The sequence below is a fragment of the Cupriavidus sp. 05N40 genome (genome assembly GCF_056397305.1).
Map to the genome: position 1 here is coordinate 1 of NZ_JBFTND010000076.1, position 14,772 is coordinate 14,772.

The window sequence follows — 14,772 nt, forward strand, 5'->3', positions numbered from 1 at the left end:
CGTACACCTTGAGCCAGTAGAGCCGGCCGCGGTTCGAGAAGCACAGGATGTAGTCGTGCGTGTTCGCCACGAACAGCGTGTCGATCCAGTCGTCTTCCTTGGTGGTGGTAGCCAGCTTGCCGCGCCCGCCACGCTTCTGCGCGCGGTACTCGGAAATCGGCTGGCTCTTCATATAGCCGCTGTGGGACAGCGTCACCACCATGTCCTGCGGCGTGATCAGGTCCTCGGTATCGAGCTCGGTCGCGTTGAGCTCGATGTGCGAGCGGCGCAGGTCGCCGAACTCGGTGCGGATGGCGGTGAGCTCTTCGACGATGATGGTGCTGATCCGCTCGGGGCGCGACAGGATGTCGAGCAGGTCGGAGATCACCGCCATCACGTCGCGGTACTCCTGCACGATCTTGTCCTGCTCCAGGCCGGTCAGGCGCTGCAGGCGCATCTGCAGGATTTCCTGGGCCTGCGAATCGGACAGGCGGTACAGGCCGTCGGCCTGCATGCCGAAGATGGCGGGCAGGCCATCCGGACGATAAGAGGCACGGCCGCCCGGCGTATCGCCTTCGGCGCGCGCCAGCATCTCGCGCACCAGGCTCGAATCCCACGCCTTGTTCATCAGCCCTTGCTTGGCGATGGGCGGGGTGGGCGCAGCCTTGATGATGGCGATGAACTCGTCGATATTGGCCAGCGCAACCGCCAGGCCTTCCAGCACGTGGCCGCGCTCGCGCGCCTTGCGCAGCTCGAACACGGTGCGGCGGGTCACCACTTCGCGCCGGTGCGACAGGAAGCACTCCAGCATCTGGCGCAGGTTCAGCAGGCGCGGCTGGCCGTCGACCAGCGCCACCATGTTSATGCCGAAGGTGTCCTGCAGCTGGGTGTGCTTGTAGAGATTGTTGAGCACCACCTCCGGCACTTCGTTGCGCTTGAGCTCGATCACCACGCGCATGCCGGACTTGTCGGATTCGTCGCGGATATCCGAGATGCCCTCGACCTTCTTGTCGGTCACCAGCTCGGCGATGCGCTCGAGCAGCGTGCGCTTGTTGACCTGGTAGGGGAGCTCGTCGACGATGATCGCCTGGCGCTGGCCGCGGTCGATATCCTCGAAGTGCGTCTTGGCGCGCATCACCACGCGGCCGCGGCCGGTGCGGTAGCCCTCGCGCACGCCCTGGATGCCGTAGATGATGCCGGCGGTCGGGAAGTCCGGCGCCGGGATCAGCTCGATCAGCTCGTCCACCGTGGCCTGCGGATTACGCAGCAGGTGCAGACAGCCGTCGACGACCTCATTGAGATTGTGCGGGGGAATATTGGTGGCCATACCCACCGCGATACCCGACGAGCCATTAATCAGCAGATTGGGGATGCGCGCCGGCAGAATCAGCGGCTCATTTTCGGAGCCGTCGTAATTCGGCCCGAAATCGACAGTTTCCTTGTCGATGTCCAGCAGCATCTCGTGGGCAATCTTGGAAAGGCGGATTTCGGTATAACGCATCGCGGCGGCGTTATCACCGTCCACCGAGCCGAAATTACCCTGGCCATCGACCAGCATGTATCGCAGCGAAAAATTCTGCGCCATGCGGACGATCGTATCGTACACAGCGGTGTCGCCGTGGGGGTGATACTTACCAATCACGTCCCCCACGATACGCGCCGATTTCTTGTACGGCCGGTTCCAGTCGTTGTTAAGCTCATGCATCGCATAGAGCACACGCCGGTGTACCGGTTTCAGGCCATCCCGCACATCGGGAAGCGCGCGCCCGACAATCACGCTCATCGCGTAATCGAGATAGGAGCGGCGCATTTCCTCTTCTAGGGAGACCGGAAGGGTTTCTTTGGCGAATTGATCCATTGCGGCGTGGGTTATGCGGCGAATTTAAACAGAAGGCGCCCATGTGAATCGCCATTCGCCGGGACGGCGTCTGACAGCTGGGCAACGTGGCATTCTAACATGCCCGGCACCCCTCCCCCGCGGCTGCGGCAACCCCCGGTTCCGGGCCTCCGGCGGGGCCCGGAAGCGCCGCCCGGAAGCGGGACCAAAAACCTGCAAGCCCGGCCAGGCAAGGGTTTGCGGGCATCGCAAGGGCCATGTTGCACAAACACCACAGGCCTAAAACCCATTGATGGAATCGAATATATTTACTTCTTAGGAAACGACCCTTGTGGCACAATTCCCCAGCGAAGAGCCAGACATTGTTCGAAGTGGAGCATACACCGCATCGAGAATGTTATACTCCGAAGAATGTATGACTTGTTTCCGTCCATTTGCTCGCAGTAACCCTGCGGTGATCTCATCCTGAGAGGAGAAATATGAAAAAATTTGCCAAGCTCGCGCTCGTTGCAGCTACCGCAGTAATGGCTGCATCCGCTCAAGCCCAGTCCGTCCCCTACGAAAAGAAGGCTGTGAACGATAACTGGGGCAACGGTACGAGCGAGTACGTGTGGAAGAACGGCACGAACGAGCTCTGCTGGCGCGACAGTTCGTGGACCCCGGCCACGGCCAACGCCCTGTGCGACGGCGCCCTGGCTCCGGCGGTCGCTCCGGTAGCTCCGCCGCCGGCTCCGGTTGCTCCTCCGGTTGTTTCCAGCGAGAAGGTCACGTTCGCTGCTGACACCCTGTTCGATTTCGACAAGGCCGTGCTGAAGCCCGAAGGCAAGGCAAAGCTGGACGACCTGGGCTCCAAGCTGTCCGGCATCACCCTGGAAGTCATCATCGCCGTTGGCCACACCGACTCGTTCGGTTCGGACAAGTACAACGATCGCCTGTCGATCCGCCGTGCTGAAGCCGTCAAGGCCTATCTGGTGAGCAAGGGCGTGGAAGCCAACCGTGTCTACACGGAAGGCAAGGGCAAGCGTCAGCTGAAGGTTGACCCGAAGTCGTGCAAGGGCAACCGCAAGGCGCAAATCGCCTGCCAGCAGCCGAACCGCCGCGTGGAAGTCGAAGTGGTCGGCACCCGCAGCGCACGTTAATCGGATTCTTTCCGATGAAGAAAAGCCCAGCGCAAGCTGGGCTTTTTTTTTGATACAGTGCAGCATACCCTCCGCTTTCTCGCTGCCGCACCGGCCGCGCGCCAAACCCCATGACGCAGATCTCCCCGCCGCACCACCCGACCGTTGAAACCACCCTGCTCGGCAAGAATGCCGACGCCCGGGAAATCGACAAGTTCAGCGAACTGGCCCACCGCTGGTGGGACCCGGAAAGCGAGTTCAAGCCGCTGCACGAACTCAATCCCCTGCGCCTGGACTGGATTGACGGCATTGCCGGGCTGAACGGCAAGCAGGTGCTGGACATCGGCTGTGGCGGCGGCATCCTGGCCGAGAGCATGGCGCGCAGCGGCGCCACCGTGCGCGGCATCGACCTGTCCACCAAGGCGCTGCGGGTTGCCGACCTGCACAGCCTGGAGTCCGGCGTATCCGTGACTTACGAGGAGATCGCCGCCGAAGCGCTTGCCGCGCGCATGCCCGCCAGCGTCGACGTGGTGACCTGCATGGAGATGCTCGAACATGTGCCCGACCCGCAGTCCATCGTGCGCGCCTGCGCCACGCTGGTGCGGCCCGGCGGCACGGTGTTCTTCTCCACCATCAACCGCAACCTCAAGGCCTACCTGCTGGCCGTGGTCGGCGCCGAATACGTGCTCAAGATGCTGCCGCGCGGCACGCACGACTACGACAAGTTCATCACGCCGTCGGAACTGGCGCGCTACGCCCGCAATGCGGGCCTGGAGCTGATCGAGATGCGCGGCATGAGCTACAACCCGCTGACCCAGGTCTATTCGCTGGGCCGCGACACCGACGTGAACTACCTGATGGCATTCCGCCGGCCCGCCTGAACATGCAGACATTCGACGCAGTCTTCTTCGATCTCGACGGCACCCTTGCCGACACCGCCCCCGATCTCGCCGCGGCGGCCAACCGGCTGGTCACCGAGCACGGTCGCCCGCCCGTGGCTTATGAAAAGCTCCGCCCGGTGGCATCGCACGGCGCACGGGGCCTGATCGGCGCGGCCTTCGGCAAGAGCCCCGCCGACCCCGAGTTTCCCGCCTTGCGCGATACCTTCCTCGACTACTACGAGGCGGATATCGCCGTGCATACCCATCTCTTCGAAGGCATGGGCGAGGTGCTGGACGCGCTCGAGGCGGCCGGCATCCGCTGGGGTATCGTCACCAACAAGATCACCCGCTTCACCGCCCCGCTGGTGGCCGCGATTGGCCTGGCGCCGCGCGCCTCGGCCGTGGTCAGCGGCGACACCACGCCGCACGCCAAGCCTCATCCCGCCCCGCTGCTGCACGCCGCTGAAGTCAGCGGCGTCGCGCCGGCGCGCTGCGTGTATGTCGGAGACGACCTGCGCGACATCCAGGCCGGCAAGGCGGCCGGCATGGCCACCATCACGGCCGCCTACGGCTATTGCGGCGAAGGCGAGCCGCCCGAAGAATGGGGCGCCGATTATCTGGTGCGCCATCCGAGCGAACTGATCGCCCTGCTGACACCGGCCGCGCGGCGCCGATAGAGACGACGCGCCGCGTGCGGGACAACACGCCGGGTCGACAACGGAGTACAATTCCACTCCTTGACACTGTTCACACGGGGCCGACCTGGTTTCGACGTGGGTTACAAAGCAGTGGAGGGCATACCGAGGACCCGTCACCTCGTTAATCAATGGGAATGCAATAACTGCTAACGACGAACGTTACGCACTGGCCGCTTAATTGCGGCCGTCCTCGCACTGGCTCGCTGACGGGCTAGAGTCGCAAGACTACGCGAGGTCATTTACGTCAGATAAGCCCCAGGTGAGTCACGAACCCGGGGACGAAAATCTAGTGACTCGTCGTTGTAGAGCGTGTTCGTCCGCGATGCACCGGTTAAATCAAATGACAGAACTAAGTATGTAGAACTCTCTGTGGAGGGCTTGCGGACGCGGGTTCGATTCCCGCCGGCTCCACCAATATTCGATTCCGGTTATTGCCGGGATCATGCAAAACCCCGAGGATCGTATCCCCGGGGTTTTATTTTTTGGGGCCGACATAATCGGGGGCCATGGTAGACGCCATATCGGGGCCCATATCCGGCCCCATATCTGGCACCCCGTGTCCGGCACCCTATCGTGCCGGCATCATGTCGCAGGCCATCGCGCACCGCCGCCCGCGGCGCCGAAAATTTCCCAGCACAATGAGAGTCGTCTGATTCACATTTGCTGGCGAAGGGGGCATGATCTCCCCAGGCCATCCCGGCATACCAGCCGGGTCGGCCTTCCGGCCTGCCTTAAACCGGCCGTTCCGGAGCATCCCTCCAGCGCCCGCCTGCCTCATCCAGTGCGGGCGCCTTTCTTTTGGCCGACGCCGCACGAAAATGGCGGCGCCCTGCCGGTCCGTCCCCTATCCCCCGCCTTCGCCGGCAAATTGTAATCATCTGTTACAGTCGATATTTTTTTCGACCGGCTGGCGGCGTCGGCTTTGCCCCGGCACACAGGAACGGGCAACGGACAACATGAAGAGAATCTTCGGGGCTGCAGGGATCGCGCTGACCCTCGCAGGATGTGGCGGATCGGGCGACAACGATAGCGGGCTGGCGGTGGTACGCACGCCCCCGGCCGCCACGACGACCCCGACCACGCCCACCACGCCGGCCGTGCCGGCAGCACCTGATACCAATGCCATCGGCACGGGCATCTTCAACGGCTTTACCCCGGATGGGCAGCGGGTCAATGTGCTCGTGCTCGACGAGAACGCCTTCTACATCTTCTACTCGTCCCCGGGCGTACCCGACGTACCGATGGGCGTCATCACCGGCAACTACAGCACCAACGCCGATACGCTCACCACCAACAACAACGGGCTCGACTTCAATCTCGAGGCTGCCGGCTACAACCTCGCGGCAGCCGATTTCACCGGCCGCTTCGTGCCCAGTTCGCTGATGCAGACGCAGCTGACCTACCGCAACGCCCGCAAGACATCGTTCACCGCCAACTACAGCACCGACTACAACTACATCGCCACCGTCGACGGGCTGCAAGGCGACTACGCGGGCAATGCGGTGGCACTCGACACCACCGGCATGCGTTCGGACGGCATCGCCATGCATATCGATGCCACGGGCAACATCACTGTCAGCGCCGGCGCGGGCTGCACCTTCACCGGCACCGCGACGCCACGGCGCCAGGGCAAGGTCTACAACGTGAACCTGCAGTTCGGCGCGGCGCCGTGCCGCTATCCGAATACGACCATGACGGGTATCGCCTACTACGATCCGACCACCACGCACAGCCTGCCGACCCTGGGCCAGCTCTACCTGTTCGCCATGCGCGCAGACCGCCAGGCCGGCGTGATCTTCACCGGCAAGCATTGAGCGCCAGCTGCCGGCCGCATGCACGGCGCCGCGGGCGGCGCGCTCAGAGGAAGCGGTCGAGTATCTTGCGGCTGGCCTTGTCCAGGCCGGTGAGGTTGCGTACCAGGTAGTGGATGCCGTGGCTGTCGGAGATCAGCAGCGTGGAGCCGGCCAGGCGGCGGATGTCTTCTTCGCCGCGCAGCACCAGCGAGGTGATGCCGCGATCGGTTTCGACTTCCCAGGTACTGGGCGTGGCGAACGTCGACACCGAACGGATGCGGCGGATCTCGGGCATGAATTCGCGGCTGGCCAGTTCGGCCTCGATCAGCTCGCGCAGCGGCGCGGGCAAGCTGTCCAGGCGCGGCAGCCAGGCCAGCTCGCGGCCATCGGTACTGATCATGCCCACGCCGTCGTCGGGCGCGGCAATGGGGAACGCGCGCACGGGTACCACGCCTTCGTGCACGACACCGTCCGCCATGGTCATCACCAGGCGGCCGAAGGCATTGCGGGAGAGCTTGAAATCGACTTGTTGAACGGCTTGTTGAACGGCGTGTTGATCGTTTTGCTGCTCGTGTTTCTGCATGAGTGCCGCCTGCTTACACGTTGACCGCTTCGGCGGTATCGAGATCCTGGTCCGCGTCGGTGTCGACATTGCGGGCCTGCGCCTGGTAGAGCTTGTAGTAGGCGCCTTCGCGGGCCAGCAGCTCTTCGTGCCCGCCCACTTCCACGATCTGCCCGCGGTCCATCACCACCAGCCGGTCCGCCTTGCGCAACGTGGAGAGGCGGTGCGCGATGGCGATGGTAGTGCGGCCCTGCACCAGGTTGTCCAGCGCCTTCTGGATCTCCTTCTCGGTGGCGGTATCCACCGACGAGGTGGCCTCGTCCATGATCAGGACGCGCGGGTTGATCAGCAGCGCGCGCGCGATCGAGATGCGCTGGCGCTCGCCGCCGGACAGCGCCTGCCCGCGCTCGCCCACCAGCGAATCGTAGCCGTGCGGCAGGCGCAGGATGAATTCGTGCGCGTGGGCCGCGCGCGCGGCGCCGATGATTTCCTCGCGGGTCGCGCCCGGCTTGCCGTAGGCGATGTTCTCGGCAATCGTGCCGAAGAACAGGAACGGCTCCTGCAGCACCAGCCCGATATGGCGACGGAACTCCGACACCGGCAGCGAGCGGATATCCACGCCGTCGACGCGGATCGCCCCTTCGGAGACGTCATAGAAGCGGCAGATCAGGTTGACCAGCGTGCTCTTGCCCGAACCGCTGTGCCCCACCAGGCCGATCATCTCGCCCGGCGCGATCGACAGGTTGAGCCCGCGGATCACGGCACGGTTGCCATAGCGGAAGCCCAGGTCGCGCAGCTCGATTGCGCCTTCCACGCGCTCCAGGTGCACCGGACGCACCGGCTCCGGCACGCTCGATACATGGTCGAGGATGTCGAAGATGCGCTTGGCGCCCGCGGCCGCCTTCTGCGTGACCGAGACAATGCGGCTCATCGAATCCAGGCGCGTGTAGAAGCGGCTGATATAGGTCAGGAAGGCCACCAGCACGCCGACCGTGATGGCGTTATGCGACACCTGCCAGATGCCGAAGATCCACACCACCAGCAGGCCGATCTCGGTGAGCAGCGTGACGGTCGGCGTGAACACCGACCATACCGCGTTGACGCGGTCGTTGATCGCCAGGTTGTGTCGGTTGGCCTCGCGGAAACGCTCCACTTCGCGCTTTTCCTGGGCGAAAGCCTTCACCACGCGGATGCCCGGGATGGTATCGGCCAGCACGTTGGTGATCTCGGACCAGATCCGGTCGATCTTCTCGAAGCCGTGGCGCAGGCGGTCGCGCACCAGGTGGATCATCCACGCGATGAACGGCAGCGGCACCAGCGTCACCAGCGCCAGCCACGGATTGATGGAAATCAGGATGGCCGCCGTCATGACGATCATCAGCACGTCGGTGGCGAAATCCAGCAGATGCAACGACAGGAACACGCAGATGCGGTCGCTCTCCGAGCCGATGCGGGCCATCAGGTCGCCGGTGCGCTTGCCGCCGAAATACTCCAGCGACAGGCGCAGCAGGTGTTCGTAGGTGGTGGTGCGCAGGTCGGCGCCGATGCGCTCGGATACGCGCGCCAGCAGGTAGGTGCGCGCCCATCCCAGGCTCCACGCCACCAGCGCGGCGCCCAGCAGGCCGGCCAGGTAGAGCTTGACCCGGTCATGGTCGATCGGCACGCCGTTCTGGTACGGAATCAGGACATTGTCCATCAGCGGCATGGTCAGGTACGGCGGCACCAGCGTGGCGGCCGTCGACAGCAGCGTCAGCAGGAAACCGGCCAGCAATTCGAAGCGGTACGGCCGGGCAAAGCGCCACAAACGCAGCAGTGCCCACGTCGAAGGCGGCGTTTCCAGGTCGCGGCTACATTGCGGACATTGTTCGTCGTCCGGCGCCAGCGGCGCCTTGCAGGTCGGGCAGATGTTCTCGGTCTCGGCACCGGCCAGCCCCAGCCGGCCCGATTGCGTGAGGTCGCGCTGGGCATGGAACTGGTCGATCAGGCGCAGCGCGGCCGGGTTGTGGCCCAGCGTGTAGCGCCAGCTGGCCAGCACCCGCCCGGCGCCCTGCAGTTCGAGCGTGCCGACGCCGGCATGATCGATGTGATGCAGCGATAATCCGGCCTCGATGGCCCATTCCTGCCAGTCATCCTGGCCCGGCGTGCGTGCCAGCAGACGACGATCCGTCACAAGTACCCAGCCTTGGGTAAAATGCAGCCTCGCGTCGAGATCCACCTCCAGCCAGGCCAGCACGGCCTCGCCGGGCACCAGGCGGGTGCCGAGTTCGTTGCGCCACGGTTCGTTCTGGGCGTCGGTATCAATCGCGGGCAAGGAAGGTCGGGTCATCGTTGGCACGGCATGCTGCGTCCCTGGCATGGACATAACTTGAAACAATTTAGGGCGGGCACGCTCTGGCGGCCCGTCAATTTGCCCGCAGTATACATAAGGCCAAACGCACGGGCGTCCTGATGCATTGCACAATCGCTTTTTAATCAAGAAAGTCAACCGGCTGACCGTTGTAACGTTAGTGAAAGGTTAGGCTTCTATTTCTCGGGCACTCGCCCACTGCCTCAAGCTAAATCAATGAAAAAGAAGGACATTGAGATTTTCGATGTCATGTCGCTGCGCGGCCCGAATATGTGGACATATCGGCCCGTGCTGGAGGCGTGGGTCGATATCGGGGAACTGGAGGATTTTCCCTCCAACACTATCCCGGGATTCTACGAACGCCTGTCGACCTGGCTGCCCTCGCTGATCGAGCACCGCTGCAGCATCGGCGAGCGCGGCGGGTTCCTCCAGCGCCTCAAGGAAGGCACCTGGCCGGGCCATATCCTGGAACACGTCACGCTTGAACTGCAGAACCTGGCGGGCATGCCCGGCGGCTTCGGCAAGGCGCGCGAGACCCCGATCCGCGGCGTCTACAAGGTGATCGTGCGGGCCTGGCACGARGAMGTCACCCGCGCCGCCCTGTTCRCCGCSCGCGACCTGGTSATGGCTGCCATYGAGGACCGTCCCTACGACGTCCAGGAGACCGTGGACCACCTGCGCCGCCTGGTCGACCGGCATTGCCTGGGCCCGAGCACCGCCTGCATCGTCGATGCCGCCGATGACCGCGACATCCCCGCCCTGCGCCTGTCCGAAGGCAACCTGGTGCAGCTCGGCTACGGCAGCCGCCAGCGCCGCATCTGGACCGCCGAGACCGACCGCACCAGCGCCATCGCCGAGAGCATCTCGCGCGACAAGGACCTGACCAAGAGCCTGCTCGAATCCTGCGGCGTGCCCGTGCCCGAAGGCCGCCTGGTGGAAAGTGCCGCCGACGCCTGGGACGCCGCCGAGGACATCGGCGTGCCGGTGGTGGTCAAGCCGTATGACGGCAACCACGGCCGCGGCGTGTTCACCAACCTGACCACGCGCGAAGAAGTCGAGACCGCCTATGCGGTGGCCATCGACGAAGGCAGCGGCGTCATCGTCGAGCGCTTCGTGCTCGGCAACGAACACCGCCTGCTGGTGGTGGGCGGCCGCCTGGTCGCCGCCGCCATGGGCGAGACCGCCAGCGTGACCGGCGACGGCAAGTCGACCATCGACGAGCTGATCGAGCTGCAGATCAATTCGGATCCGCGCCGCGGCAGCACCGAGGACCACCCGCTCAACAAGGTGCGCCTGGATTCCGCCGCGCGCCTCGAACTCAAGCGCCAGGGCTACGACGCCGCCTCCGTGCCGCCGGAAGGCAAGCACGTGCTGATCCAGCGCAACGGCAATGTCGCCTTCGACGTGACCGACCGCGTGCACCCGAGCGTGGCCGCGCATGCCTCGCTGGCCGCCCGCGTGGTGGGCCTGGACATCGCCGGCGTCGACCTGGTGGCGCAAGACATCTCGCGCCCGCTGGCCGAGCAGCGCGGCGCCATCGTCGAGGTCAATGCCGGCCCCGGCCTGCTGATGCACCTCAAGCCCTCCAACGGCGAAGCGCGCCCGGTCGGGCGCGCGGTGGTGGACCACCTGTTCCCCGCCGGCGAAGGCGACGACAACGGCCGCATCCCGGTGGTGGGCATCACCGGCACCAATGGCAAGACCGTGGTGGCCAAGCTGGTGGCGCGCCTGCTGCAACTGTCCGGCAAGCACACCGGCCTGGCCTGCAGCGACGGCCTCTACCTCGACCGCCGCCGGGTCGAAGGCGGCGATTGCGCCAACTGGGACGCCGCGCACCGCATCCTGATGAACCGCGCGGTCGATGCCGCCGTGCTCGAGAACGACAGCGGCGCCATCCTCTCCGAAGGCCTCGCCTATGACCGCTGCCAGGTCGGCGTGGTCACCAATATCGACGTGCCAGACCACCTCGGCCAGTACTACGTCGAGGAAGTCGAGAAGATGTACAACGTGCTGCGCACGCAGGTCGACGTGGTGCTCGACGGCGGCGTGGCCGTGCTCAACGCGCGCGACCCGCTGGTGGTCGAGATGGCCGAGCTGTGCGATGGCGACGTGATCTTCTTCGGCCTCTCGGCCGACCTGCCCGCCATCGCCGCGCACCGCGCGGCCGGCCGCCGCACCGTGTATGTGCGCGACGGCAAGGTGGTGCTGGCCACCGGCAGCCGCGAGACGCCGCTGACCGATGTCGCCGCCATCCCCCTGACCTATGCCGGGCGCGTGGCCTTCCAGGTCGAGAACGTGCTGGCGGCAGTGGCCACCGGCTGGGCGCTGGGCATCTCGCACGACCTGATCCGCGCCGGCGTGGTGACCTTCGACGTCGGCCAGGTGGACGTGCCGGGCCGCTTCACGCTGTTCGAGCGCAACGGCGCCATCGTGGTGATCGACGACGCCCACAACGCCCCCGCGCTGGAAGCGCTGGTGGCGGCGCTGGAGCGCTTCCCGACCGAACGCCGCGTGGTGGCGTACGGCGCCGGACTGCGGCGCCGCGACGAAGACATGGTCAAGCAGGGCAAGGTGCTGGGCGCCTCGTTCGACCGCGTCTTCCTGTGCGAGGACCGCTCCGTCGAGAGCCCCCTGCCCGATGCCGAGGCGCGCGCGCTGCTCAAGCAAGGCCTGTACGAAGGCCRCCGCGTGACCAAGATCATCGACGAAGGCTCGCGCCGCCAGGCCATCGAGGCCGCGCTCGCACAAGTGGTGGCCGGCGACCTGCTGGTCCTGCAGTGCGACGAAGGCTCGACCCTGCCGACGATCGACCTGGTCCACCAGTGGATGGGCCAGCCGGGCCGCCGCGCCTGATCCGGACCGCAGAAGAACGGATCCAAGAGGAAACTGATTTCATGGAAGTCTCACGTATCCGGGCCCTGCGCGGCCCCAACCTGTGGTGCCGCCACACCGCCATCGAAGCCATCGTTTCGTGTTCGGACGAGGCCCACACCCTGGCCCAGCTGCCTGGCTTCGAAGAGCGCCTGCGCGCGCGCTTTCCCGAAGTCGGTCCGCTGCGGCCCGACGACAACGAAGGCGTGGTGTCGCTGGCGCACGCGCTCGAATGCGCGGCGATGCGCCTGCAGGCCGAAGCCGGCTGCCCGGTCAGCTTCAGCCGCACCGCGCCCACGGTCGAACCCGGCACCTACCAGGTGGTGGTCCAGTACAGCGAGGAAGAAGTCGGCCGGCTCGCGCTGGAACTGGCCGCCACGCTGTGCCGCGCCGCGCGCGACGACATGCCCTTCGACCTTGCCGATGCGCTGCATCGCCTGCGCGAGCTCGACGAGGATGTGCGCCTGGGGCCGAGCACCGGCTCCATCGTCTATGCCGGCGTGGCTCGCGGCATCCCTTACCGCCGCCTGACCCAGGGCAGCATGGTGCAGTTCGGCTGGGGCAGCAAGCAGCGCCGCATCCAGGCTGCCGAGACCGACATGACCAGCGCGGTCTCGGAATCGATCGCGCAGGACAAGGACCTCACCAAGACCCTGCTGCACGCCGCCGGCGTGCCGGTGCCGCTGGGCCGCACCGTGACGGATGCCGACGAAGCCTGKGCCGCGGCCCAGGAAATCAACGCGCCGGTGGTGGTCAAGCCCCGCGACGGCAACCAGGGCAAGGGCGTGGCCGTGCGCATCCGCACCCGCGAGGAAGTCACCGCTGCCTTCGAGGTTGCCGCCGACATCAGCTCCGACGTGATCGTCGAGCGCTAYATCCCCGGTCACGAYTTCCGCCTGCTGGTGGTSGGCAAGCACCTGGTTGCCGCCGCCCGCCGCGATCCGCCGCAGGTCACCGGCGACGGCAGGCACACCGTGCGCGAACTGGTCGACGAGGTCAACCGCGACCCGCGCCGCGGCGAGGGCCACGCCACCTCGCTGACCAAGATCCGTTTCGACGATATCGCGCTGGCTACGCTGGCCAAGCAAAACCTGACCGCCGACTCGGTGCCGGCCAAGGGCACCCGCGTGGTCCTGCGCAACAACGCCAACCTGTCCACCGGCGGTAGCGCCACCGACGTCACCGACGACGTGCACCCCGACATGGCCGCGCGCGCCGTGGCCGCGGCGCAGATGGTCGGGCTCGATATCTGCGGCGTCGACGCAGTCTGCGAAACCGTGCTCAAGCCGTTCGAGGAACAGGCCGGCGGCATCGTCGAGGTCAACGCCGCGCCGGGCCTGCGCATGCACCTGCAGCCGTCCTACGGCAAAGGCCGCGCGGTTGGCGAAGCCATCATCTCCACCATGTTCGCCGACGGCGACGACGGCCGCATCCCGGTGGTGGCGGTGTCGGGCACCAATGGCAAGACCACCACGGTCCGCCTGATCACCCACCTGCTCGCCTCCAGCGGCCTGCGCATGGGCATGACGGGCACCGACGGCGTCTATATCAGGGGCGAGCGCATCGACACCGGTGACTGCAGCGGCCCGCGCAGCGCGCGCAATGTGCTGATGCACCCGGACGTGGACGCCGCCGTGTTCGAGACCGCGCGCGGCGGCCTGCTGCGCGAAGGCCTGGCCTTCGACCGCTGCGACGTCGCCGTGGTCACCAATGTGGGCGAAGGCGATCACCTCGGCCTGTCCTACATCAGCACCGTGGAAGACCTGGCCGTGCTCAAGAGCGTCATCGTGCAGAACGTGGCGCCGCACGGCATGGCCGTGCTCAACGCGGCCGATCCCATGGTGGTGCGCATGGCCGATGCCTGCCCCGGCTCCGTGACCTTCTTCACCGCCGACACGAACAACCCCGTGATGGCCACGCACCGCGCGCAAGGCAAGCGTGTGGTGTTCGTCGAGGACGGCCATATCGTGGCCGCCGAGGGCGACACCCAGGTCCGCCTCGCGCTGTCCTCCATCCCGCTCACGCGCGGCGGCGCCATCGGCTTCCAGGTCGAGAACGCCATGTCGGCCACCGCGGCGGCATGGGCGCTCGGCATCGACTGGGAAGTGATCCGCCGTGGCCTGGCCACCTTCGTCAACGATGCGGCCACCGCCCCGGGGCGCTTCAATGTGTTCGACTACAAGGGCGCCACCCTGATCGCCGACTACGGCCACAACCCGGACGCCATCCAGGCCCTGTGCGACGCCATCGAAGGCATGCCGGCCAAGCGCCGCTCGGTGGTGATCAGCGGCGCCGGCGACCGCCGCGACGTCGACATCCGCCGCCAGACCGAAATCCTCGGCGGCGTGTTCGACCAGGTGGTGCTGTACCAGGACCAGTGCCAGCGCGGGCGGGAAGACGGCGAAGTGCTGGCCTTGCTGCGCGAAGGCCTGGAGGGCGCAAAGCGCGCCAGCGCGGTGCAAGAGATCCGGGGGGAATTCCTCGCCATCGATACCGCCCTGGAGCACCTGCAGCCCGGCGACCTGTGCCTGATCCTGGTGGACCAGGTGGAAGAGGCGCTTGACCATATCGCCAAGCGCATCGGCGAAGCGGCGTAGGGTGCACGGCACGCCTGCCCCTCTTTCATGAAATGGGAGAGGGGGAGAAAAACTTGCCTTCCGTGTTCCGTGGTATCGCCGGCAAAGAA

9 protein-coding genes and 1 other RNA gene are annotated in these 14,772 nt (G+C 65.9%); 7 read left to right on the forward strand and 3 right to left on the reverse strand.

The features are described 5' to 3' along the window. Positions 1-1,837: DNA gyrase subunit A (gene gyrA, locus AC1DO7_RS18515; RefSeq protein WP_477116421.1), on the reverse strand; the 1,837-nt coding region annotated here is incomplete at its 3' end. 458 nt (positions 1,838-2,295) lie between these two features. On the opposite strand from gyrA, the gene ompA reads away from it, so the two are divergent. The 5 genes from ompA to AC1DO7_RS18540 all read left to right on the forward strand — a co-directional run bounded on the left by ompA (position 2,296) and on the right by AC1DO7_RS18540 (position 6,327). Continuing rightward, positions 2,296-2,955: an outer membrane protein OmpA gene (gene ompA / locus AC1DO7_RS18520; protein ID WP_441612531.1), complete on the forward strand. Its 660-nt coding sequence runs from the start codon at positions 2,296-2,298 to the stop codon at positions 2,953-2,955. A gap of 110 nt (positions 2,956-3,065) precedes the next feature. Further along, on the forward strand, positions 3,066-3,815 hold the full coding sequence (gene ubiG / locus AC1DO7_RS18525) for a bifunctional 2-polyprenyl-6-hydroxyphenol methylase/3-demethylubiquinol 3-O-methyltransferase UbiG (RefSeq protein WP_441612532.1): 750 nt from the start codon (positions 3,066-3,068) through the stop codon (positions 3,813-3,815). A 2-nt stretch (positions 3,816-3,817) separates the two neighbouring features. Beyond that, positions 3,818-4,492 (forward strand): phosphoglycolate phosphatase, encoded by a 675-nt coding sequence (gph, locus tag AC1DO7_RS18530; protein WP_441612533.1) that lies wholly within the window; start codon positions 3,818-3,820, stop codon positions 4,490-4,492. Positions 4,493-4,568: 76 nt separating this feature from the next. Next, positions 4,569-4,927, forward strand: a transfer-messenger RNA (tmRNA) gene (gene ssrA, locus AC1DO7_RS18535). 542 nt (positions 4,928-5,469) lie between these two features. Further along, positions 5,470-6,327 (forward strand): hypothetical protein, encoded by an 858-nt coding sequence (locus tag AC1DO7_RS18540; protein WP_441612534.1) that lies wholly within the window; start codon positions 5,470-5,472, stop codon positions 6,325-6,327. A 43-nt stretch (positions 6,328-6,370) separates the two neighbouring features. On the opposite strand, the gene AC1DO7_RS18545 is transcribed toward AC1DO7_RS18540, so the two are convergent. Both AC1DO7_RS18545 and AC1DO7_RS18550 read right to left on the reverse strand, forming a co-directional pair. Then, complete coding sequence (locus AC1DO7_RS18545; RefSeq protein ID WP_441612535.1) at positions 6,371-6,889, reverse strand: cyanophycin metabolism-associated DUF1854 family protein; 519 nt, start codon at positions 6,887-6,889, stop codon at positions 6,371-6,373. Positions 6,890-6,902: 13 nt separating this feature from the next. Beyond that, complete coding sequence (locus AC1DO7_RS18550; RefSeq protein ID WP_441612536.1) at positions 6,903-9,194, reverse strand: cyanophycin metabolism-associated ABC transporter; 2,292 nt, start codon at positions 9,192-9,194, stop codon at positions 6,903-6,905. A 237-nt stretch (positions 9,195-9,431) separates the two neighbouring features. Here AC1DO7_RS18550 and cphA (AC1DO7_RS18555) point away from each other — a divergent pair, with 237 nt between their 5' ends. Together cphA (AC1DO7_RS18555) and cphA (AC1DO7_RS18560) are read left to right on the forward strand one after the other, a co-directional pair. Beyond that, positions 9,432-12,068, forward strand: a complete 2,637-nt coding sequence (gene cphA, locus AC1DO7_RS18555; protein WP_477116422.1) for a cyanophycin synthetase — start codon at positions 9,432-9,434, stop codon at positions 12,066-12,068. 41 nt (positions 12,069-12,109) lie between these two features. Continuing rightward, positions 12,110-14,683, forward strand: a complete 2,574-nt coding sequence (cphA, locus tag AC1DO7_RS18560) for a cyanophycin synthetase (RefSeq protein WP_477116423.1) — start codon at positions 12,110-12,112, stop codon at positions 14,681-14,683. Positions 14,684-14,772 lie beyond the last annotated feature (89 nt).